Below are 21,455 nucleotides of genomic sequence, written 5' to 3' on the forward strand. Positions count from 1 at the left end.
CTCAGGCTGCCTGTTCGAACAGGATGGTGCCGAGCATCCGGTCCTTGAACGGCGCCAGCGCCTGTATCAGCCCGTCGATCTCATGGTCGGCTTCCGAGCCACTCGCCAGGACGAGAATGCCGTCGGCATTCGACAACAATTCCTCGACGTGGTAGCGGGCCTCGGGTCCGCGGCTGTCGATGATGACATAGTCAGCCCTGCGGTTGCGGTTGGCAAAATTGCGGAACGTCGGCGCCTGCTCGGCCGAAGGGACGACCGGCGAAAGGCGCTGGAATTTCAGCACCGAACCGAGCAGCACGTCGGCCGGAATTGAGCGGTCGCCGGCGCCGGCGCTCTCGCCGGTGGAGAAAATCACGTCTTTGCGCTGATGGTAAAGAGCATCGGCAAGATCGCGCGTGATGCCGCGGGCCGGATTGTCATTGTCCGGAGACAGGACGATGATCAGGGAAGGCATGTCCGACGGCTTCATCGACAGAATGCGATCAACCGTGGCCGAGATACCGGCCGTTCCCATCTCGTCGACCGGCGCCGGCGCTGGCTTCGGGCGTGCATTGGCAAACCTGACCGCCGAAGGTGTCTGCATCGGTGCGACAGGCGTGGCGACGGCAGGCGTTTCGGATATCACCGGTTCCTCCACCGCCACATCCTCGTCGTCCTCGTCGTCCATGACCGGCTCAGCATCGCCACGCACGGTCTTGCGGGTGAACAGCTTGCCCAGCATTTCACGGGCCACAGCGACGCCGCAACCAGCGGCAAAGCCGAACAGGCCGGCGGCGATCAGGATCATGACCTGGGCCAGCTTGGAACTGCCGCCGAGCGCCACGGCCTTGGAGATGACGCGCGAATTGTTGACATTGACCGTGTCGCGCTGGCCCAGTTCTTCGGAACGCGACAGGAAAGCCTTGTAGAGCGCGCGCAAGGTGTCGACCTCGCTTTGCAGTTCACGTGCCTTGATGCCGGCCTCGCTGGTATCGAGGCTCGACCTGGTCAACTGGTCGAGCCGACCTTCGAGCGCCTTCACATTGGCCTGGGCGCGATCGACGCTGCTTTTCAGCGATTGGCGGATGCGGGCCAGTTCCTGCTCGATCGCCTGCCGCATGCCGTCGACCTGCGAACGGGCAGCTCGCATCTGCGGATGGTTGGCGCCGAGATTGGAGGCAAGCTGGTTGGCACCGGCGACCAGATCGGCATAGCGGGCACGCATGTTGCCAAGTGCCGTGGAAGCCAGTGCCTCGGGAATGGCGCCGTCCTGAACCGAGCCCACCGTCAGCGATTGGGCTTGCTCGTAACTCGCCTGCTTGGCGCCGAGATCGGCGCGGGCCGCCAGAAGCTGGGTGTTGACGCCCTGGACCTGCTGGTCGATCACCAGGCCCTGCTGACCGGTCGAGACGAGATCGTGGTCCGCCTTGAATTTTTCCAGTTCCTGCTCCGCCTTGCGGACGCGCATGGCAAGTGTCTGCGCCTGCAGTTCGAAGGCGCCGCTGGCGCGGTTCGAGGCATCGCTGCGTGCCTCATGCACTTTCTTGAGATAGACGGAGGCAATGGTGTTGGCGATCTCGGCACCCTGCGCCGCGTTCGGATGCTTGACGGTCAGGTTGAGGATGAAGGACCCGCCGGCGCGCTCGACCTCGATATGCTTTTGCAGCGAAGCGATGGTGATCGCCTTGGCGAGCGCCTTGTCGGTCGTCGGTCCCTTATAGAGGAACGGATCCTTGGTCAGGTCCAGCTTGTCGATGACATCGCCGAGGATCTCACCGGACTGCATGACATAGATCTGGCTTTCGAGGATCGCCGAATCCTGGGTCTGGGCGGAAGCCTGCGGCACGAGGTCGGGCTGCTCGGCCACGAGGCCCTGCGTATCGACAAAAATATCCGTCTCGACCGGAATGGTCGGCTTGACGGCAACGACATAGGCGGCGCCGATGAGGACGAACAATAGCATCGGCACCAGCACATAGAGCCAGCGCCGCCAAAGAATGCCCGGCAGTTCAAAAATGTCCATTGTCCTGCCCTGTTTTCCTGAACCGGAGCATCTATACGCCGTGCATCCCGCCACGCCACCGAAGCGCCGGCAGCATGCGAGGGACCAGGCCAATCTGGCAAAACATGGTTAACAGCCAGTGAATTCAAACAAATTTGTCGCCCCGCAAAAGACTTCGTTGACCCATTGCGAAACAAGTTCGATCCAGCGCGTGCCCGGACCGGTTCATCGGCGGGACACGTCATCACTTGTTAATATTCATGGCGTCAATACTGCCTCGACCAAAAGCATTTCACCTTTTCCGGGGCCTTTCACACGCGCATGAAACGCATCGAGGACGACGTAGCCACCGGTTTTTCGGGCAGCGGCCCTGTGCCGCCTGCACCGCTGATCGTCCATGTCGTGCGCCAGTTCCTTCCCAATCGCGGTGGGCTGGAGGATGTCGTCTTCAATCTCTGCCGCCAGGCGATTCGGCACGGTTTCCGTATCCGGGTCGTGACCTTGAATTCACTATTCTCCGAGCCCGGCCGCGCGCTGGCGGAACGCGAGACGATCGATGGCATCGAGATCGTGCGCATCCCTTGGAAAGGTTCGAGCCGTTATCCGGTGGCGCCATCGGTGCTCAAGCATATCCGCGATGCCGATCTGGTCCATGTGCACGCGGTCGATTTCTTCTTCGACTTCCTCTCGCTCACCCGATTGGTCCATCGCAAGCCGATGATCGCCACGACACATGGCGGCTTCTTCCATACGAAGCGGTTTGCGGCGATCAAGGCGCTTTGGTTCCGGACGCTGACCCGCCTCTCGGCTTCTGCCTACCATCCCTTGGTCGGCTGCAGTCAATCGGATGTCGAGACATTCCGTCCGATCGCCGGCGGCAATCTCGAACTGATCGAGAACGGTGTCGACACGGCCAAATTCCACGACAGGGCTTTGACGCTGCCTGCAAAGCGATTGATCACGATCGGCCGCTTTTCATCCAACAAGCGTCTTGACCGATTGATAGCAGCGACGCGAACACTGCTCGACGTCGATCCGGAATGGTCGTTGGACATTATAGGCGTGCCCTCGGACCTCACACTCAGCGATGTCACGGCCATGACCAAAGGCATCGAAGCGCAAGTGCGTGTGCATGCCGGGCTCAATAATGGCGCAATCGCGGACCTGATTTCGCAATGCTCGCTTTTCGTCTCCGCCTCCGAATATGAAGGTTTCGGCCTCGTGGCGATCGAGGCAATGAGCGCCGGCCTGCTGCCCGTCCTGCAGGAGAACAGCGCCTATGCGGCGCTCGCCGCACGGCACGGGATGATGAAAGTCGGCGACTTCACCTTTGCCTCGCAAGGCGCAGAGCTGATTCGAAGCGCATGGCGCATGCTTGAGGGCGATCCGGAAAGGATGCGTACGACGCTGATCCATGAGGCTGACGGCTATTCCTGGGAAAAGGTCGCCGAGCGTTATATCCGGCTCTACCGGCAGGTTCTCGTCCAGAAGGCCTGAATGATCAGCATGGTCGCGACCGCTATGGCGGCCATGGAACGATCCGGGGTGATGGCAGGCGCCAGATCGCCTTGCACCATCCACTTCAGCTCCGATGTCATCTTATGGATGGAGATCGCGCCATGACCGGCGATCTTTCCCCCGGCTGGCGATCATATTTGCAGTAATGAATTTCAACTTCACCGGTGATGATTCGCGCCATGAACTCGACGCAAGATTGTGGCTTTTAGTCCTTTTGGCGATTGCATGGTTTGAAGGACCTGATAACGTGCAGACGACACGCGCCTCGCACCGCGCTTCCCCCCAAAGAAAAGACGAAAATGCCCAATTCCGCCCTGTCGCGCCAAGTCGAATCACCGAGGAAACTCAACCCTCGACCCACCTTGTCTCGCGAGGCATGGCTGAATGCTGCCGTCGATGTGCTGGAGCGGCACGGCATCGCCAATGTCAAGATCGACCGGCTGTCGAAACAACTTAAGGTTACGCGCGGCAGCTTTTATTTCCATTTCCAAGGCTTGAACGACCTGCTTGCAAGCATGGTGTATGAGTGGCGGACACGCAACTGCCAACCGTTCCAGCGCCTCGTCATTTCCGAGATCACGGATGGGCTTGCCTTTTTCGACACGGTGGCCGGCATCTGGGTCAAGGAAGATCCGTTCAGCCCGAAGCTCGACCTCGCCATCCGCGACTGGTCGCGGAGCAACCCGGCACTGGCGCGCGAAGTGACCGCGATCGACGACTTGCGCATAGGTCTCTTGAAGCGCTCGTTCCTCGCCATGGGCTATAGCGAGGACGAGAGCACGGTCAGGGCGCGCATCACTTATTTCCATCAGATCGGCTATTACGCTTTGTCGTTCAAGGAGAAGCTCACCGACCGTTTGCGCCTTCAACCGCTTTACGGCGAAGTTCTCGTCGGGCCCTTGGCGAAAAAGCCGGACTAAGAGCCATGCATGCGGATGATCGCCGATGCCGAATTGCGTCTTTAAATCCAGGCACTTGAGCGGATCGGCAGATCATTGCGCGAGACTTAACGCCCCTTTAAACCGCCACATTTAAAGTTCATCGCGTCGTAACATCCAGGCGGAACAGGCGGAAATATAGGCGGCATGGCGGGAAAACCAAGGTCCGGAGGCAGAATCGAGCCCTCTTTCGAGGGTGGCGGCAAACGCAGCCGCAATGACGATCTGCGTGCCGATCCGCGTGACCGGACGGGAAGCCGCAGCAAAAAATCTACTCCGTCACGCTCCAAATCCTCGTCCAGCCGCACACGATCCGGCGGCATCGTCGGCTTCCTCCGCCGCTCGGTCTACTGGATGCTGGTGCTCTGCCTGTGGGGCACCATGGCCGTGGCCGGCGTGGTCATCTATTACGGTGCGAAAATGCCGAGCGCCGAGACCTGGGCCATGCCGAAGCGGCCGCCCAATATCAAGATCGTCGACGTCAACGGCGAACTGCTCGCCAATCGCGGCTCGACCGGCGGCGAGGCAATCCCGCTCGACGCCATGTCGCCCTTTATCCCCGAGGCGGTGATTTCCATCGAGGATCGGCGTTTTTATTCGCATTGGGGTGTCGACCCGATCGGCCTGACACGCGCCATCGTCACCAATATCACGTCTGGACGCGCCGTGCAGGGCGGTTCGACGCTGACCCAGCAGCTTGCCAAGAACATGTTCCTGACGCCCGACCGGACGCTGGAGCGCAAGGTACAGGAAGTGCTGCTCGCCTTCTGGCTGGAAAGCAAATATTCCAAGGACCAGATTCTGGCGATGTACCTGAACCGGGTGTTCTTCGGTGCCAATTCCTATGGCGTCGAAGCGGCCTCGCGGCGCTATTTCAACAAATCGGCGCGTGACCTCAACCTTACGGAAGCAGCAATCCTCGCCGGCCTGCTTAAGGCGCCCTCTGCTTTGTCGCCGGCGAAGAACCCGGAAGGCGCCATGGCCCGCGCCAAGCTGGTGCTCGCCGCCATGGAGCAGGAAGGCTTCATCACCCACGACGAAGAGCAGGCGGCGATCGAAAACAAGCCGCAGAAAGCCAAGAGCTTCTGGACCGGGGCCGAGCACTATGCCGCCGATATGGTGATGGACCAGCTGCCCAGCCTGGTCGGCGACGTCAAGGAAGATGTCGTGGTCGAGACCACGATCGATCGAGGCCTTGAGAAGGACGCCGAGAAAGCCATCCAGGCGACGCTCGACAAGGAAGGCAAGAAGCTCAACGCCTCGCAGGCCGCCCTTGTTTCGATCGACGGCACTGGCTCCATCCGCGCGCTGGTCGGCGGCCGCGACTATGCCCAGAGCCAGTTCAACCGCGCCTTCAAGGCCAAGCGGCAGCCGGGCTCGGCCTTCAAGCCCTTCGTCTATGTCACGGCGCTGGAACGCGGCCTGACGCCGGCATCGGTTCTGGTCGACGGCCCGGTGAGGATCGGCAACTGGACGCCGGAGAATTTCGACAACAAATATCGCGGCTCGGTGACGCTCGCCAATGCGCTGGCGCAATCGCTCAACACGATCGCGGCGCAACTGGTCGCCCAGGTCGGCGCGAAAAATGTCGCCAAGACCGCGCACCGCATGGGCATCGACTCTGACCTGCAGGAGAATGCATCGATCGCGCTCGGCACGTCGGAAGTGTCGCTGGTCGAGCTGACCTCGGCCTATGCACCGTTCATGAATGGCGGCTACAAGGCCAATCCACACATCATCAAGCGCATCACCACCATGTCCGGCAAGGTGCTCTACGAGAATACCGACGACCGGCCACCGAAGGTGCTTTCGCCTGTCATCGCCGCCGAGATGAACCAGATGATGTCGGGCGTGATTCGATATGGGACCGGCAAGAATGCCAAGCTTCCGGGCTGGCAGGTGGCCGGAAAGTCGGGCACGACGCAATCGTTCCGCGATGCACTGTTCGTCGGCTTCACCGCCAACCTGACCACCGGCGTCTGGTTCGGCAACGACGACGGCACATCGATGAAGAAGGTCACGGGCGGCGGGCTGCCGGCCAAGGCCTGGAGCCAGTTCATGATCGCGGCCCACAAGGGCCTGACGCCGGCGCCCCTGCCCGGCCTCAACGCCAACGACGTCGATCCGGGCCTTGTCGCGAATGCGCCCGAAGCCGGCAAAGACAAAGGCCATGACAACCTGTTCGATATGATCAGTCATGTGCTCGGCAATGATGATGCCAAGGCAACACCCGCCATGCAGACCAATGACGGCAAGACCGTGCGGCCGCCGGCTGATGTGACCGACAAGCAGGCTTCCCAGCCGGACAAGAAACAGGACGGCCTGCCGACACAGCAAATCGACGACGTCATCCGCAAGGCGGACCAGACCCAGGATCCGGGTCTGATGCCGCCGGTGGATGTCGGTCAGACGACCGCCACACCGAAGCGCAGCAAGGCCAATTCTACCCTGCTCGACGTTATCATGCAGTAATGTATGTGCCGGCTGGGCAGCCCTGCGCAGCGCAAGCCGGCAAAAGGTGCTGTAATATGCGGAATTGCCAACAGAATTCTTGTCGCGAAGACTGACTTTTGCGTGATTTCACCCATAGAAACGCCTTGCAGAGGCAAATTTGCCTCCTTATATACCCGCCATGAACACGAGCGCATGCAGCTCGCACAATCGCAATGAACCCATCCATCGGGGGTTGCGCGGGAATGCCGGATATCGGGTCCCTGCAGCCTGCTAAAAGGAGAGAAGTAAAAATGGCAAAAGTTATCGGTATCGACCTCGGAACCACCAATTCCTGCGTTGCCATCATGGACGGCAAGGACGCCAAGGTGATCGAAAACTCCGAGGGCGCCCGCACGACGCCGTCGATGGTCGCTTTCACGGAAGACAGCGAACGCCTCGTCGGCCAGCCGGCCAAGCGCCAGGCGGTGACCAACCCGGAAAACACAGTCTTCGCCGTCAAGCGCCTGATCGGCCGCCGCAACGATGATCCGACCGTCGAAAAAGACAAGGGCCTCGTTCCCTACAAGATCATCAAGGCCACCAACGGCGACGCCTGGGTCGAATCCCGCGGCACCGGCTATTCTCCCTCGCAGATCTCGGCGATGATCCTTCAGAAGATGAAGGAAACCGCGGAAGCCTATCTCGGCGAGAAGGTCGAAAAGGCCGTCATCACCGTTCCGGCCTATTTCAACGACGCCCAGCGCCAGGCCACCAAGGATGCCGGCAAGATCGCCGGCCTTGAAGTGCTGCGCATCATCAACGAGCCGACTGCCGCAGCCCTTGCCTATGGCCTCGACAAGCGGGAAGGCAAGACGATCGCTGTCTACGACTTGGGCGGTGGCACGTTCGATATCTCGGTTCTCGAAATCGGCGACGGCGTCTTCGAAGTGAAGTCCACCAATGGCGACACTTTCCTCGGCGGTGAAGACTTCGACATGCGCCTGGTCGAATATCTTGCTGCCGAATTCAAGAAGGAACAGGGCATCGAGCTCAAGAATGACAAGCTCGCTTTGCAGCGCCTGAAGGAAGCTGCCGAAAAGGCCAAGATCGAGCTCTCGTCCTCGCAGCAGACCGAAATCAACCTGCCGTTCATCACGGCGGACGCGACCGGTCCGAAGCACCTGACGATGAAGCTGACTCGCGCCAAGTTCGAAAGCCTGGTCGACGATCTCGTCCAGCGCACGGTCGCACCTTGCAAGGCCGCGCTCAAGGATGCCGGCGTCACTGCCGCCGAGATCGACGAAGTGGTCCTGGTCGGCGGCATGAGCCGCATGCCGAAGGTGCAGGAAGTCGTCAAGCAGCTGTTCGGCAAGGAGCCGCACAAGGGTGTCAACCCGGATGAAGTGGTCGCCATGGGCGCCGCCATCCAGGCCGGCGTTCTGCAGGGCGACGTCAAGGACGTGCTGCTGCTCGACGTGACCCCGCTGTCGCTCGGCATCGAAACGCTCGGTGGCGTCTTCACCCGCCTGATCGACCGCAACACGACGATCCCGACGAAGAAGAGCCAGGTGTTCTCGACTGCCGAAGACGCCCAGCAGGCCGTGACCATCCGCGTCGCCCAGGGCGAGCGCGAAATGGCCTCCGACAACAAGCTGCTCGGCCAGTTCGACCTGGTCGGCATCCCGCCGGCGCCGCGCGGCGTGCCGCAGATCGAAGTCACCTTCGACATCGACGCCAACGGCATCGTCAACGTTTCGGCCAAGGACAAGGGCACCGGCAAGGAGCACCAGATTCGCATCCAGGCCTCCGGTGGTCTCTCCGACGCCGACATCGAAAAGATGGTCAAGGATGCCGAAGCCAATGCCGAAGGCGACAAGAAGCGCCGCGAGGGTGTCGAAGCCCGCAACACCGCCGAAAGCCTGATCCACTCGACCGAGAAGTCGCTCAAGGATTACGGCGACAAGGTCGGCCAGGCTGACCGCGACGCCATCACCGGTGCGCTCGAAAACCTGAAGTCGGCCATTGCCGGCGCGGATATCGATGCCGACGACGTCAAGGCCAAGACCCAGACGCTTCTCGAAGTCTCGATGAAGCTCGGCCAGGCCATGTACGAAGCCCAGCAGGCCGAAGGCGGCGCTGCCGGCGGCCAGGARGCCGACGACGGTGTCGTCGACGCAGACTACGAAGACATCAGCGACGACAAGAAAAAGTCGGCCTGATTCACGCGAACCCGAAAGGCCTGCAAGGAAGCCCCTTGCAGGCCTCTTCGAATCTGCCATTCTCCGATCTCGGCGCGGGGGAAACGGAATGGCTTTCCAGTCGAGTGGATGTGATACGCGTTCGCGTATGGTTTTTTGAATATGGCCAAAGCTGATTTTTATGAAACGCTCGGCGTGAGCAAGACGGCGGACGAAAAGGAGCTCAAGGGCGCCTTCCGCAAGCTCGCGATGCAGTGGCACCCCGACAAAAACCCGGGCGATGCCGCCGCCGAAAGGAAATTCAAGGAAATCAACGAGGCTTACGAGATGCTCAAGGACCCGCAAAAGCGGGCTGCCTATGACCGTTTCGGCCACGCCGCCTTCGAACAGGGCGGCCCAGGAGGTCCCGGCGCCGGCTTCTCGGGCGCGGGCGGCTTTTCAGACATTTTCGAGGACATTTTCGGCGAGATGATGGGTGGCCGCCGTCGCGGCGGTGGCGGCTCTCAAGGTCGCGAGCGCGGCGAAGACCTACGCTACAATATGGAAATCACCCTCGAGGAAGCTTTTTCGGGCAAGATCGCACAGATCCGCGTCCCCTCCTCGATCACCTGCGATGTCTGCAGCGGCTCCGGCGCCAAGCCCGGCACGAAGCCGACCTCCTGCCCGACCTGCCACGGCTCGGGCCGCGTGCGCGCGACGCAGGGCTTCTTCTCGATCGAACGCACCTGCCCCACCTGTCAGGGCCGCGGCCAGACGATCTCCGACCCCTGCGGCAAGTGCCACGGCCAGGGCCGCGTCACCGAGGAACGGTCGCTGCAGGTCAATATACCCGAGGGCATCGAAGACGGCACACGCATCCGCCTGCAGAGCGAAGGCGAAGCCGGCTTGCGCGGCGGCCCATCCGGCGACCTCTACATCTTCATGTCGGTCAGGCCGCATTCCTTCTACAAGCGTGACGGCGCTGATCTCTATTGCACCGTGACGATCCCCATGGTGACGGCGGCTCTGGGCGGCAAGTTCGAGATTTCGACGCTTGACGGCACGAAGTCACGCGTCACCGTGCCGGAGGGCACGCCAACCGGCAAGCAGTTCCGCCTCAAGGGCAAGGGCATGCCGGTGCTGCGCTCGCACCAGACCGGCGATCTCTATGTGCAGATCGTTGTCGAGACGCCGCAGAAGCTGACCAAGCGCCAGCGCGAACTCTTGGAAGAATTCCAGAAGATTTCATCGAAGGAGAACAATCCAGATTCCACAGGCTTCTTCGCCAAGATGAAGGATTTCTTCGATACCTTGAGCGACTGATCGGCGCGGCCGTTTTCGAATTCGGCGAAGAGTTTTGCAGCGAGACAGCTCTCATGACTGTCTCGCTGTTTCATTGTGGAACTCCCGCTTTCGCCAGAAAATGACGGAAATGTTCCACGTCTTCATGTCGTCGATACGGCGCCTGCTGTGGACTGGTCCAATGGGAAATCGTCACTCTCGAATCGATCTCTCGCGCCGTGTCGAGGGTTTGCCTGGCGTCGTTGACCTGATCCAAAGCCGCATAGCTTGCGGCAAGGTAGAGTCGAGCGAGAGCCGTTTCCAGCGACGGAAGAGCCTCAAACGTCGCAACGGCCTTTTCATAGAGCCGGGCGTCAAAATAGATTGCCCCCAGCTGGAGGCTGTACCATGAAGGGTAGTGAGGGTTTAGCCGAATAGCGCGTAAAGCAAGCTCTATGGCATCCTTGGCACGACCAGCGTAACTCAAACACCAAGCCATGTCGCTGAGCACATCGGCATCGTTTGGATTGAGCGCGATGGCATGTTCGAATTCAGTGATTGCACGATCATGCTGTCGCTGATTGACGTAGCAACCAGCCCGCGCCCAGTGTCCCCAAGGCTCATCATCATCGGAAACGACTGCTCGATTCGCAAATTCCCAGGCGAGCTCCCATGAACGCTCTTCCGAGCTACTCCAGCCATACAAGACATCGATGATGTGGGTCCATGCAAGCTTTGCCAGTGCTTTGGCATATTGCGGGTCGAGTTGTATCGTCTCGAGGAAGAGCTCCCTCGCATGAACAACACTTTCCCTTGTAAACAAATCGAAGCTCTGCATTCCCAGTAGAAAACGGTCGAACGCCTGGAAACTTCGGACGCCCGCGCGATCGGGCCTGCCCTCCCAGGCCTTGGAGATGCGCCCGCCATAACCCGAAGCGAGAGTGCCAACGATCGTCTCAGCAATTTCATCCTGAACGGCAAAAATGTCTTCGACTTGGCGGTCGTATCGGCCGGCCCACAGATGCTTGCCCGTAGCAGCTTCAATGAGCTGCGCAGTGACGCGGACACGGTCTGCGGTTCGTTGCACACTGCCTTCCAGAATGTACCGGGCGCCCAGTTGCAAACCAATCTTGTCGATGCTGATCGCCTTGCCGCGGTAGGCGAAGGTGGAATTTCGAGCAATGATTGATAGATCTCGGAAGCGAGACAAGTTGGTGATGATATTCTCTGTGATACCATCGGCGAAATATTGTTGCCCCGGCACCTCGCTCATATTATCGAAAGGCAAAACCGCAACCACGGGCTTTTCATGGAACGGGGCTGCTTTATTGGAGCCGCTGTTCCGATCGATCGAATAGGTGCGGTAGGCAGCAACGGGACGCACGATATTCTTGAGCGATATTTCGCCGAGATCTTCAAATTCGGCTGTCACGCTTGCGTCGAGTTCTCTGATCACGCTCTCCGAAACGCAGATGCCGCCGGCTGGTGAGAGCGGCTCCAGGCGTGCAGCAATGTTCACGCCCTCGCCATAGATGTCGCCGTCCTCCTCAAGCACGTCGCCGACGTTGATCCCAATTCGAAGAACGATCTGTATTCCCGACACAAGAGCTGCATTGGCTTCCGTCATCCGCTTCTGCAGTTCCAGCGCGCTTTCCACCGCTTCGGTGGCATTTGGGAATTCCACGAGGGCGCCATCCCCCATATACTTGACGATGAGCCCGCGGTATTTTTGCAGGACCGGCTCCAGCACATTCTCCCGCCGGCTTCGCCAGGTATTTAATGTATCGACCTCGTTTTCTCCCACAAGTCTCGAATATCCGACAATGTCGATCACCATGATCGCGGCAAGCCGGCGCTTTGCGGGATATTCGCTCACCACGCGTGATCCTCAAGAGGCCCTCGGTGAGAAAGAGATTATCGAATATCATCTCATGTGAACAGGCAGGTGGATCGTGAATTCTTCCTTGCTTCCGCAGGGCAAAGCGGAAGCTGAATCGGCGAAGTTGCGCGCCGCCAAGCAGGTGAAGACAGCAATACTCTGCGCAGCGGCCGACGCGATACTTTCCTACCCGCTAACGCAAGAGCGTGGGATAAGGAAGTCCAGGTGGAGCTTCACCTCAACCACCGGAATGCGGGTCGATGCTATAGGGATGCACGGTATAGCCAGGACCGATGGCGTCTTTCACGCGCCCAAGCCAGGCCTCGAACGCCGGATAATCCGTGGAAGCGACGCCGCAATCGGCGACCAAGTGACTGTAGGCATAGACCGCGAGGTCAGCGATCGAAAATTCCATTCCAACCAGAAACGGCACTGCTTTCAAGCTGCGTTCCAAAGCTCCGAGAGCACGGGCGATGGCCTCGCGCTTACCCGCGACCATTGCCTGGTTGCGCTCAAGTCGTCCGGTCAAGGTCCAGAACCGCAGCGAACCGATTGTCGGCTCGACGTGATATTGTTCGAAGAACAGCCATTGCATGACTTTGGCGTTGAGATAGCGGTCCTCCGGCAGGAAGCGCGTCCCCTCGGCCAGATAGACAAGGATCGCGTTTGACTCCGCGATCGTGCGCCCATCCTCAAGACCAAGTGCGGGAACTGCGCCGGCCGGGTTGATATCCAGAAACGCTTCGGTCCGGCTTTCGCCTTCGAAGATCGATATCGGCCGGCTGTCATGGGGGATGCCGAGCAGCCCAAGCAAAACCCGTGCCTTCCAGCCATTCTGGGATGGCAGCTAATCATAGAGCGTGAGCATGAAGATCCTTTCGCGGTGACGGGATGAAGTTCACATAAAGCTTGGGCACCCGCCACCCGATTCCTGTACCGACCCCAGAGATTACAGCGCCGTTTCTTCATCGTTTCTTGAGGATGATTCGCATCGAAACGCGACAGACTTACTCTCAGCCGCTCGATTTTAGGTTTCCATAATATCTCGCCGATAGCGTCGGACCATCTGTGAGCAGAAGGTTTTGCCGTGCGCGAACACTACAGAAGATTCAGGGCCGAGATATTGCAGCGGGGAATCCCCCGCTCGCGCCGCACATTCATGCCGGGCGCCCCGGTCGAGGTTGCCGGATATCTTTCCATGACCGCAGGTGTTGGTGAGTCAGCGCGGCTCAATGCCGATGCCTTGGCTCGAGCGGGTATTCCTGTCCGTCTCGCCGATCTCAGCACGCATCTGGACGAGAAGCGCGATGTCGAGTGGAGGATGCCTGCATTGAGCAGCGAAGCACCCGGACAGCGCATCCTGCATCTCAATCCGCCAATGTTGCCGCGCGGCATCCTGAAACTCGGGCTGGGCGCCTTCCTGCGCGCCTACAATATCGGCTACTGGGCCTGGGAACTCGAAGTCATCCCCTCCGAATGGCGACATGCCTTGCGGTATATGAACGCCGTCTTCGTGCCGTCGGAATTCACCCGCAGCGCGATTGCCGGCCACACGGCCCTGCCCGTCATCACCGTGCCGCATCCGGTCGCAGAGCGCCAGGCGGCGTCCGGTATTCGGGCGCAGTTCGGCATTCCGGCCGACGCCTTTCTGGTCAGCAGCATTTTCAGCGCCGGCTCGTCGATCAACCGCAAGAATCCGGAAGCGGTGCTCAAGGCTTTCGCGCAGTTCGCCGCAAAGCGGCCGGATGCGCATCTCCTCATGAAGGCAAGCGGCAATCCGGCCGGCGACGAGCGGCTGCGCGCCGTGCTCGAGGCCGCAGCCAGGATCGGCAATGTCCGCATCGTCACCGAAAATTTACCAAGCTCGGTGATCGCGGGCATTATCGGCCAGTCCGATGTCTATATCTCGCTGCATCGCTCGGAAGGTTTCGGACTGACCGTCGCTGAGGCCATTCTCGCCGGAACACCCGTGGTGTCGACCGGCTGGTCCGGCACKGTGGATTTCTGCGATCCCGAGAATACGTGGAACACGTCTTACAYGCTCATCCCGGTGGTCGATACGCATCCGGAATTCGTCAAGCTCGCCGGTGCCCGCTGGGCCGATCCGAACGCCGAGCATGCAGCCCAGCAGCTCGCCGAGATCGCCCGCGATGCGGAAGCAGCCAAATGGCGGACCGGGCGGGCACGGGATTTTCTCCGCCGCTACCTGGCGGAACGGACCTACGAGAAGGCCCTGCAGCAACTTGCCGCGTGAAACGGCACACAGGCTAAATTTAACAATTGCCAAGTACCGGTTTGTTCAAACCAATTTTGGCAAGATGCATGGATGGAACCGATAATGTCGAACGGCATCATTGCGAACTCGATCGTCAACGCGCTGGCGGGCTTCATGCTGCTGATCACCGGCTTTGCCTCGGCGATCATAACCGCGCGCCTGCTCGGTCCGGAGGCCAACGGCATCATCGCCTTTTCGCTATGGCTGGTCGTGTCAGGTGCTTCGATTGCCGAACTCGGCTCTTCCATCATGCTGCTCAAGATGATGCCGCAGCTCAAAGCGGAAGGCTATAACGAGCACCGCCGTCGCGGCTTTGCCGCCATCCTGATCACGCCGACGCTGTTTGCCGTGCTCGCGCTGCTCGCTATCTATGCCGTCTTTTTCCTCACCTCGGAACGGTTTCATTGGTCGGGTGCCACGGCACCCTCCGTGGCGCTGGTGACCGGCATACTTTTCGTCATCCAAGCGATCGGTTCGTTTTCTAAATTCTACCTGATCGGCGAAAAACGGCTCGGCAGTTTCTTCAAGCTCACTGTCGTCGTTTCGCTGTTCCAGATCGGCGGCGTGCTGTTCGGTTCGCTCTATCACGGCGTCGAGGGCGCCCTGATCGGCTATGCCGCCGGCCAGGTCGTGCTTTTCGTGGCCACGCTGCCGATCATCTTCGCGGCACGCGATGCTTGCGACGTGCCACGCAACTATCTCACCTCGTCGTCACTGTTCATCTCGCTGCAGTTCATCGTCGAAGCGATCTTCCTCAACCGGCTCGAGCTGCTGTTTCTGCAGCAATTCTGGTCGGTGAAGATGGTCGGCTTCTACGCCGCGGGCCTGTCGATCTCCAACATGGCGCTGCAGGTGCCGATCCAGCTGACCGGCAGTCTGCTGCCCTACTATTCGGAACGTCGCCACGAGGCCGGCGGCACAGGGCTGTCGCCCTCGGTCATTGCCGGCGTCACCCGCAGCCTTTCCTATATCACCCTGCCGATGAGCATCGGACTGGCGGCCATCGCCCAGGAACTTGTCGTCACCGTATTCGGCTCGGCTTTCCGCGAGGCGGGAACGACGGTGGCGCTCCTGGCGCTCGCCTCGCCTGGTGCTGCCTTCATGCAGACGCTCAGCCTCTATCTGCTCTCGCAGGATCGTGCCAAGGAAAGGCTGGTCATCAGCCTCGTCGCAGGCACGCTTCTGGTCGCCGGCTGCCTGGGAACCGTGCCATTCCTTGCGGGCGAGGGCGCGGCTGCCGTTCGTGTCGTCGTCTTTATCGTCATGTGCATGCTGATGATCCGTTTTCTCAAATTCGGCAGCGAACTTCATCCGCTCTATTTCAGCCTGTTCAAGGTCGGGCTCGCTTCGGCAGCCTGCGGCGCTGCTGCTTTCGCCGTCCTCCAGGTCCACGGCGGGCCGATCGGCCTGGTGCTTGCGATCATTGCCGGAGCGATCGTCTACATTCCGGCGCTCAGGCTCTTCCGGGCCGTGCCGGAGGAGGACGCGGAACTTATCCGCCGCAGCACCGCCCGGCTTGGCCGGCTGCGGCGCGTGGCCGAACGGATCATCGATTTCGTTTCGCCACGCCGGCCGGAGCCAGCGCCCCAGAACCCCATGCGCCGTGCGCCGGGTGTGAACGCCACGGTCGAAGGCGCCGGCCGCGCCGCGGCACTTCCCATCTTTTTCTCCGGCACGATAGGTCATTTCATGCCGGAGGATTCCGCGGCTCGCCGGGATGCCGCCGTGCTGCTGCTCAGCCCCTGGGGCTATGACGAGATGTGCCTGAGGAAATCCTATCGCATCCTTGCCGAACGGCTCGCTGCCGCCGGTATTCCGAGCCTGCGCTTCGACTATCCCGGCACCGGCGATGCGATCGACGGAACCGACTTTTCCGCCGGCCTCGCCGTCTGGGAAGCGTCAGCACGCGACGCCGCAGCAAGGCTCAAGGAGCTCGCACATACCGATCGCATCATCCTGGTCGGCCAGGGCATAGGGGCTACGATCGCGCACCGGATCGCCGGGGATATCGAAGGCGTGACCGCCGTCGGCATGCTGGCGCCGGTGCTGAACGGCCGCAGCTATCTGCGCGAAGTGGGTTTCAGGGCCCGTTTCATCTACGAGGATCTCGGTCTCAAGGACAGCCACCGCGAGGTCGAAGGTGTGTCCGTCGCCGGCCTGCGCATGCCGGACGAGATCGCTGTGGATATTCGCAAGATCGCCATCACCGCAGATGAACCACATGCGCCGCATTACCTGGTTATCGAGCGGCCGGTGAAGATGAACGACACCGGTTTCACCGATGCGCTGCGAGCGGCCGGCGTCGATGCGCGGCAACAGGAATATGTCGGCTATGACGGGCTAATGACCATGCCGCTGACGGCGCTTGAACCAATGTGGGTCATCGAGAGCCTCGTCGACTGGGCCGGATCGCTGGCTCCCACTGACAAAAGCGGCAAGGCTTCGGAGCGCACCCTGCCCGATCAGACCATGGCCGGTTCCGGCTATGTCGAACACGCCGTCCGCTTCGGCGCCCACAACAATCTCACCGGTATCGTCAGCCTGCCGGACGGCGGCCGGCCGGGCGGGGCCTCGGTGCTGTTGCTGCCGACGGCCTATGACCGGCGTTCTGGCTGGGGTGGCACGACGGTCAATATCGCCCGCGATCTGGCACGCCGCGGCATTGCCTCGCTGCGCTTCGATTCCGCCAATGTTGCCGACAGTCCGCCATCGCCAGAAGCGCCGGAGCGCGTGCTCTATTCCTATACCCAGAGCCGGGATGCCACCGCCGCACTCGACGTGCTCGAATCCTTCCGACCCGGCCCGTTGATGGTGGCCGGGCGCTGCAGCGGCGGTTATGTCGCCTTCCGCAGCGGCCTGCGCGACAAGCGCGTGTCGGCCATCGTCGCCGTCAACCCGTTCGTCTTCTACTGGGACCCGGCGGTGAAGGTGCCTGAGGACATCAGCGTCGTGCCGCGCAGCCTCAACGACTACGGCACGCGTTTCACCCGGCTGGAGACGCTGAAGCGGCTTGTCAACGGCGAGGTCCATGTGCGCGCCGCGATCCGCAACATGACGGTCGCGATGTGGCGGCGTCTTTCTTTCCGCGCAGCACCCCTGCTCATGTATCTTCCGGGTCGGCATGTCGTCGCCAGGGAAGTGAAGCGCTCGTTTGCTGCCTATGAGCATGATCAGGTTCCGATCACGGTCATGTATAGTGAAGCCGATGTCGGTCTTGAACATCTCTATTTCCACTTCGGTGCCAATGGCCGCAAGCTCAGCCGCTACAAGAACGTCCAGCTGATCTTCATGCCCGAGACCGATCACAACCTGACGCCGCCGGCGGCCCGGCAACGCCTGTTCGACGAGATCTTCAGACTGGCGAGCCGTCCGCCCCGATCAGAGCAGCACGGCGATGCGCCCCAGCATCAGAACGAGGAACGCGTCAGCGTGCAGGCGACGTAACAGGTTGCGTTTCTTGACGTCCCGCCAGAGTCGACTACGGTCATGTTCGGTCGGCTCTGGCGATTCCCTCGCTCAGCGAAATGACAGGGACGACCATTGTCGTAACAAGGCGGACTTCCCCGCCCCTTTCAGTCCCCGAGACCGACGGAGTTCCCGATGGGCCCGCCCGTGGATGCCGTACAGGCGTCCGAGCATTTTTCTGCGTCCGCCGACATCGTCATCATCGGCGGCGGCGTCATCGGCGTCAGCGCGGCACTCTTCCTCGCCCGCCAGGGCGTGTCGGTGGTTCTCTGCGAGAAGGGTCACATTGCCAGCGAGCAATCGAGCCGCAATTGGGGCTGGGTGCGGCGCATGGGCCGCGATCCGCGCGAATTGCCGCTGATCGTCAAGGCGATGGATATCTGGGACGGCATGCAGCAGTTGGTGGGCGAGGATGTCGGCTTTCGACGCACCGGCATCGCCTATCTCTGCAAGGATGACAGAGATGTCGCCCATGAGGAAGAATGGCTAAGGTCCGCCGGCGAATATGCCCTGGACAGCCGGATAATCCGCGGAGTGGAGCTCGCGGCTGTGCAGCCGGGAGCGGTGAAGGCCTATCATGCCGCTCTCTACACGAAGAGCGATGGTCGCGCCGAACCGCAGAAAGCGGTTCCGGCCATGGCACGGGCCACCATTCGGGCGGGCGCTACGCTCCTGCAGAACTGCGCTGTGCGCGGTATCGAGACGGCAGCCGGCCGGATCGCCGGCGTGGTCACGGAGCGCGGCTCGATCAAGGCCGGAACGGTGATCATCGCCGGCGGCGCCTGGTCGAGCGCACTCTGCAGGCCGCTCGGTGTGCGCCTGCCGCAATTGCGCGTACGATCATCGGTGCTGCGGACCGGCCCCGTCGGGGGCGGACCGGAAGGTGCTGCCTGGGCCGGTTCCTTCGCCTATCGCAAGCGGCTGGACGGCGGCTATACGATTGCCGAGGGTTCGAGCACCCGCCACGAGATCGTGCCGGACAGCTTTCGCTACCTCTTCGATTTCATGCCGATGATCGCCCGGGAATGGCGCAGTCTCAGTCTGCGGCCAGGCGGCGATTTCTTTCAACAGCTCACCGCCGCGGATGATATCTTCGAGAAAAACCGCGTGCTCGATCCGCCGCCGGACAATGCCTGGCTCGACCGCGCCCGCGCAGCGATGGAAGCCGTCTTCCCCATGCTCAAGGGCGTTCCGACCGTGCAAAGCTGGGCCGGCTATATCGACGCGACCCCGGACGCCGTGCCGGTGATCGCGCCGGTGCAATCGCTGCCCGGGCTGATCATCGCCACCGGCTTTTCCGGGCATGGATTTGGCATCGGGCCTGGCGCGGGCCACCTTGCGGCGGATATCGCAATGGGCAGGACGCCGATCGTCGATCCGTCGCCGTTTCGCTATGAGCGATTTATCGACGGGACAAAGTCCCGGCCTTTGACGGGCGTCTGATCAGAGATCGAAGACGCTGCCTGAAATCACCTCGCCATTGACCTTGATCTCCGCGGCGCCATGATCGCCGCGCTTGACCTCGATCCTGAAATCCTTCCCGTCCTGCTTCAGCACGGCGCTATAGCCCGGCCAGGCCGACGGTAGCGAGGGTTCGACCCTGATCTTATCGCCCTCGCGACGGATGCCGAGGATCGCCTCGACAGCCATGCGATAGAGCCAGCCGGCCGAGCCGGTATACCATGTCCAGCCGCCGCGCCCGGTGCGGCTTCCCTCGCCATAGATATCCGCCGCTACGACATAGGGTTCGACGCGATAAAGATCAGCCGCTTGCCGGCTCTTGGAATGGTTGATCGGCATCAGCATCGAGAATGCCCTATAGGCATCGTCGGCGCGGCCCATGCGGGCAAAGGCGTAGGCGGCCCAGATCGCCGCATGCGTATATTGCCCGCCATTTTCGCGCACGCCCGGCGGATAGGACCTGATATAGCCAGGTTGCTTGTCGGAATGTTCGAAGGGCGGTGTGAACAGACGGATGATCTTCGCATTGCCATCCATCAGCAGGCTTTCGACACTGTCCATCGCCTGATTGGCGCGCGCATGGTCGCCAGCGCCGGAGATGACGCTCCAGGACTGGGCGATCGAATCGATACGGCATTCGTCGCTGATCGCAGAGCCGAGCGGCGAACCGTCGTCGAAATAGCCGCGCCGGTACCAGGCGCCATCCCAGGCATTCTCCTCGATTGCCTTCTTGAGCTGGTCGCAATGCGCCTGCCAGGCCGCGACGTGCTGATGGTCGCCGCGGTCCTTGGCGACCGGGATCATACGCGAAAGCGCATTGTGCAGGAACCAGCCAAGCCAGGTGCTCTCGCCTTTGCCTTCAATGCCGACGTGGTTCATGCCGTCGTTCCAATCGCCGCCGAGGATCAGCGGCAGGCCGTTTGCGCCCGTCCGCTTGATCGCCAGATCGAGCGCGCGGCAGCAATGCTCGTAGAGGCTCGCTCTACTCTCGGAAATCTCCGGGGTGAAGAAGGACTCATGCTTTTCGCCGAGTTGCTCGCCCTTCAGGAAGGGAATCTCCTCATCGAGGATGGCGCGGTCACCGGTCGTCTGGACATAAAGGGCGGTGCCATAGCCCAGCCAGGCGACGTCGTCCGAGATCAGGGTGCGGACGCCGGCGCCGGTCTTCGGCAGCCACCAGTGCTGCACATCGCCCTCGGGGAACTGGCGACTCGCGGCATTGAGGATTTGCCCACGCGCCAATGACGGGTCCTGCAGCATCAGCGCCAGCGTGTCCTGCAACTGGTCGCGGAAGCCGAAGGCACCGCTTGCCTGATAGAAGGCGCTACGAGCGCGGATACGGCAAGCGAGGTTCTGATAGGGCAGCCAGGTGTTGACCAGCCGGTCGAAGCCTTCATCCGGGGTCTCGACTTGCAGCGTACCGAGGAAGACGTCCCATTGTGCCTCGGTCTTGTTCAATTCCGCCTCGAAGCCATCCTGCATCAGGCGTTGGATCAATGGCGCGGCCAGTTCGGCCTTATCGACATCGCCGAGCAGGAACAGGACCTCGTTTGTCTTGCCGGCTTCGACCACGAGATCGACGGCGATCGCCGCGCAGGGATCGCCCTGACTTTCAAGCGAGTTCGACAACGCCGCGCCCGCAGTCACGGCCTCTGGATTGAAACTGTCGCCAACGGCCCCGAGGAATTCTGCCCGCGCCGCCGTATAGGACGATGGCTTGGTGCTGAGAGCGACGAAAGATGTGCGCTCCGAACTTTCGACGCTGTAGGGATTGGACGCCWTCAAGGCGTTGGCATTGGCATCATACCAGCTCTTGATATAGGGCGCGGTCTTTGCCCGGTTGTTGCCCAGCACCCATTCGACATAGAAGTAAAGACGCAACCTGCGGGACTCGGAGCCCCTATTGGCTATCATTAGCCGACTAATCTTCGCAGGATCTTTTTCGGCGATGATCTGCACGAGTTCGATATCAAGATCCTCGGCGGAGACTTTGAAAGTGCTCCTGCCCGGCCCATGCTGGACCTCGTGCAGCCGGTCGGGCGTCGAG

At 61.2% G+C, this 21,455-nt stretch carries 12 protein-coding genes; 8 read left to right on the top strand and 4 right to left on the bottom strand.

Annotation, left to right across the window (positions count from 1 at the left end):
• Position 1 precedes the first annotated feature (1 nt).
• Entirely contained in the window at positions 2-2,002 is a 2,001-nt protein-coding gene (locus AC1DYF_RS30425) for a GumC family protein (protein WP_477881329.1), read from the bottom strand.
• A 300-nt stretch (positions 2,003-2,302) separates the two neighbouring features.
• Here AC1DYF_RS30425 and AC1DYF_RS30430 point away from each other — a divergent pair, with 300 nt between their 5' ends.
• The 5 genes from AC1DYF_RS30430 (at position 2,303) to dnaJ (ending at position 10,370) form a co-directional block, all read left to right on the top strand.
• Entirely contained in the window at positions 2,303-3,478 is a 1,176-nt protein-coding gene (locus AC1DYF_RS30430) for a glycosyltransferase family 4 protein (protein WP_477881331.1), read from the top strand.
• A 320-nt stretch (positions 3,479-3,798) separates the two neighbouring features.
• Entirely contained in the window at positions 3,799-4,419 is a 621-nt protein-coding gene (locus AC1DYF_RS30435; protein ID WP_477881332.1) for a TetR/AcrR family transcriptional regulator, read from the top strand.
• Between the two features lie 165 nt (positions 4,420-4,584).
• On the top strand, positions 4,585-6,909 hold the full coding sequence (locus AC1DYF_RS30440; RefSeq protein ID WP_477881333.1) for a transglycosylase domain-containing protein: 2,325 nt from the start codon (positions 4,585-4,587) through the stop codon (positions 6,907-6,909).
• A gap of 272 nt (positions 6,910-7,181) precedes the next feature.
• The gene (dnaK, locus tag AC1DYF_RS30445; RefSeq protein ID WP_477881334.1) at positions 7,182-9,089 is read left to right on the top strand and encodes a molecular chaperone DnaK; all 1,908 of its coding nucleotides are present in this window, start codon (positions 7,182-7,184) and stop codon (positions 9,087-9,089) included.
• A gap of 141 nt (positions 9,090-9,230) precedes the next feature.
• Positions 9,231-10,370: a molecular chaperone DnaJ gene (gene dnaJ / locus AC1DYF_RS30450; protein ID WP_477881336.1), complete on the top strand. Its 1,140-nt coding sequence runs from the start codon at positions 9,231-9,233 to the stop codon at positions 10,368-10,370.
• A 70-nt stretch (positions 10,371-10,440) separates the two neighbouring features.
• Here dnaJ and AC1DYF_RS30455 read toward each other — a convergent pair whose 3' ends face one another.
• A complete protein-coding gene (locus AC1DYF_RS30455; RefSeq protein ID WP_477881337.1) occupies positions 10,441-12,204 on the bottom strand; it encodes an adenylate/guanylate cyclase domain-containing protein in 1,764 nt (587 codons plus the stop codon).
• Between the two features lie 241 nt (positions 12,205-12,445).
• Positions 12,446-13,054, bottom strand: coding sequence for a glutathione S-transferase family protein (locus AC1DYF_RS30460; RefSeq protein ID WP_477881346.1), 609 nt, complete (start codon positions 13,052-13,054; stop codon positions 12,446-12,448).
• A gap of 240 nt (positions 13,055-13,294) precedes the next feature.
• Here AC1DYF_RS30460 and AC1DYF_RS30465 point away from each other — a divergent pair, with 240 nt between their 5' ends.
• The 3 genes from AC1DYF_RS30465 (at position 13,295) to AC1DYF_RS30475 (ending at position 19,390) form a co-directional block, all read left to right on the top strand.
• Complete coding sequence (locus AC1DYF_RS30465; RefSeq protein WP_477881338.1) at positions 13,295-14,461, top strand: glycosyltransferase family 4 protein; 1,167 nt, start codon at positions 13,295-13,297, stop codon at positions 14,459-14,461.
• Positions 14,462-14,545: 84 nt separating this feature from the next.
• Positions 14,546-17,926 carry an oligosaccharide flippase family protein gene (locus AC1DYF_RS30470; protein ID WP_477881348.1) on the top strand — a complete coding sequence of 1,127 codons (3,381 nt, stop codon included), beginning with the start codon at positions 14,546-14,548 and terminating at the stop codon, positions 17,924-17,926.
• A gap of 156 nt (positions 17,927-18,082) precedes the next feature.
• A complete protein-coding gene (locus AC1DYF_RS30475; RefSeq protein WP_477881339.1) occupies positions 18,083-19,390 on the top strand; it encodes an NAD(P)/FAD-dependent oxidoreductase in 1,308 nt (435 codons plus the stop codon).
• Here the strand turns inward: AC1DYF_RS30475 and AC1DYF_RS30480 are convergent.
• On the bottom strand, positions 19,391-21,455 hold a 2,065-nt coding region (locus AC1DYF_RS30480), incomplete at its 5' end, for a glycoside hydrolase family 94 protein (protein WP_477881340.1).

It is taken from the genome of Rhizobium sp. P2_G9 (genome assembly GCF_056403475.1).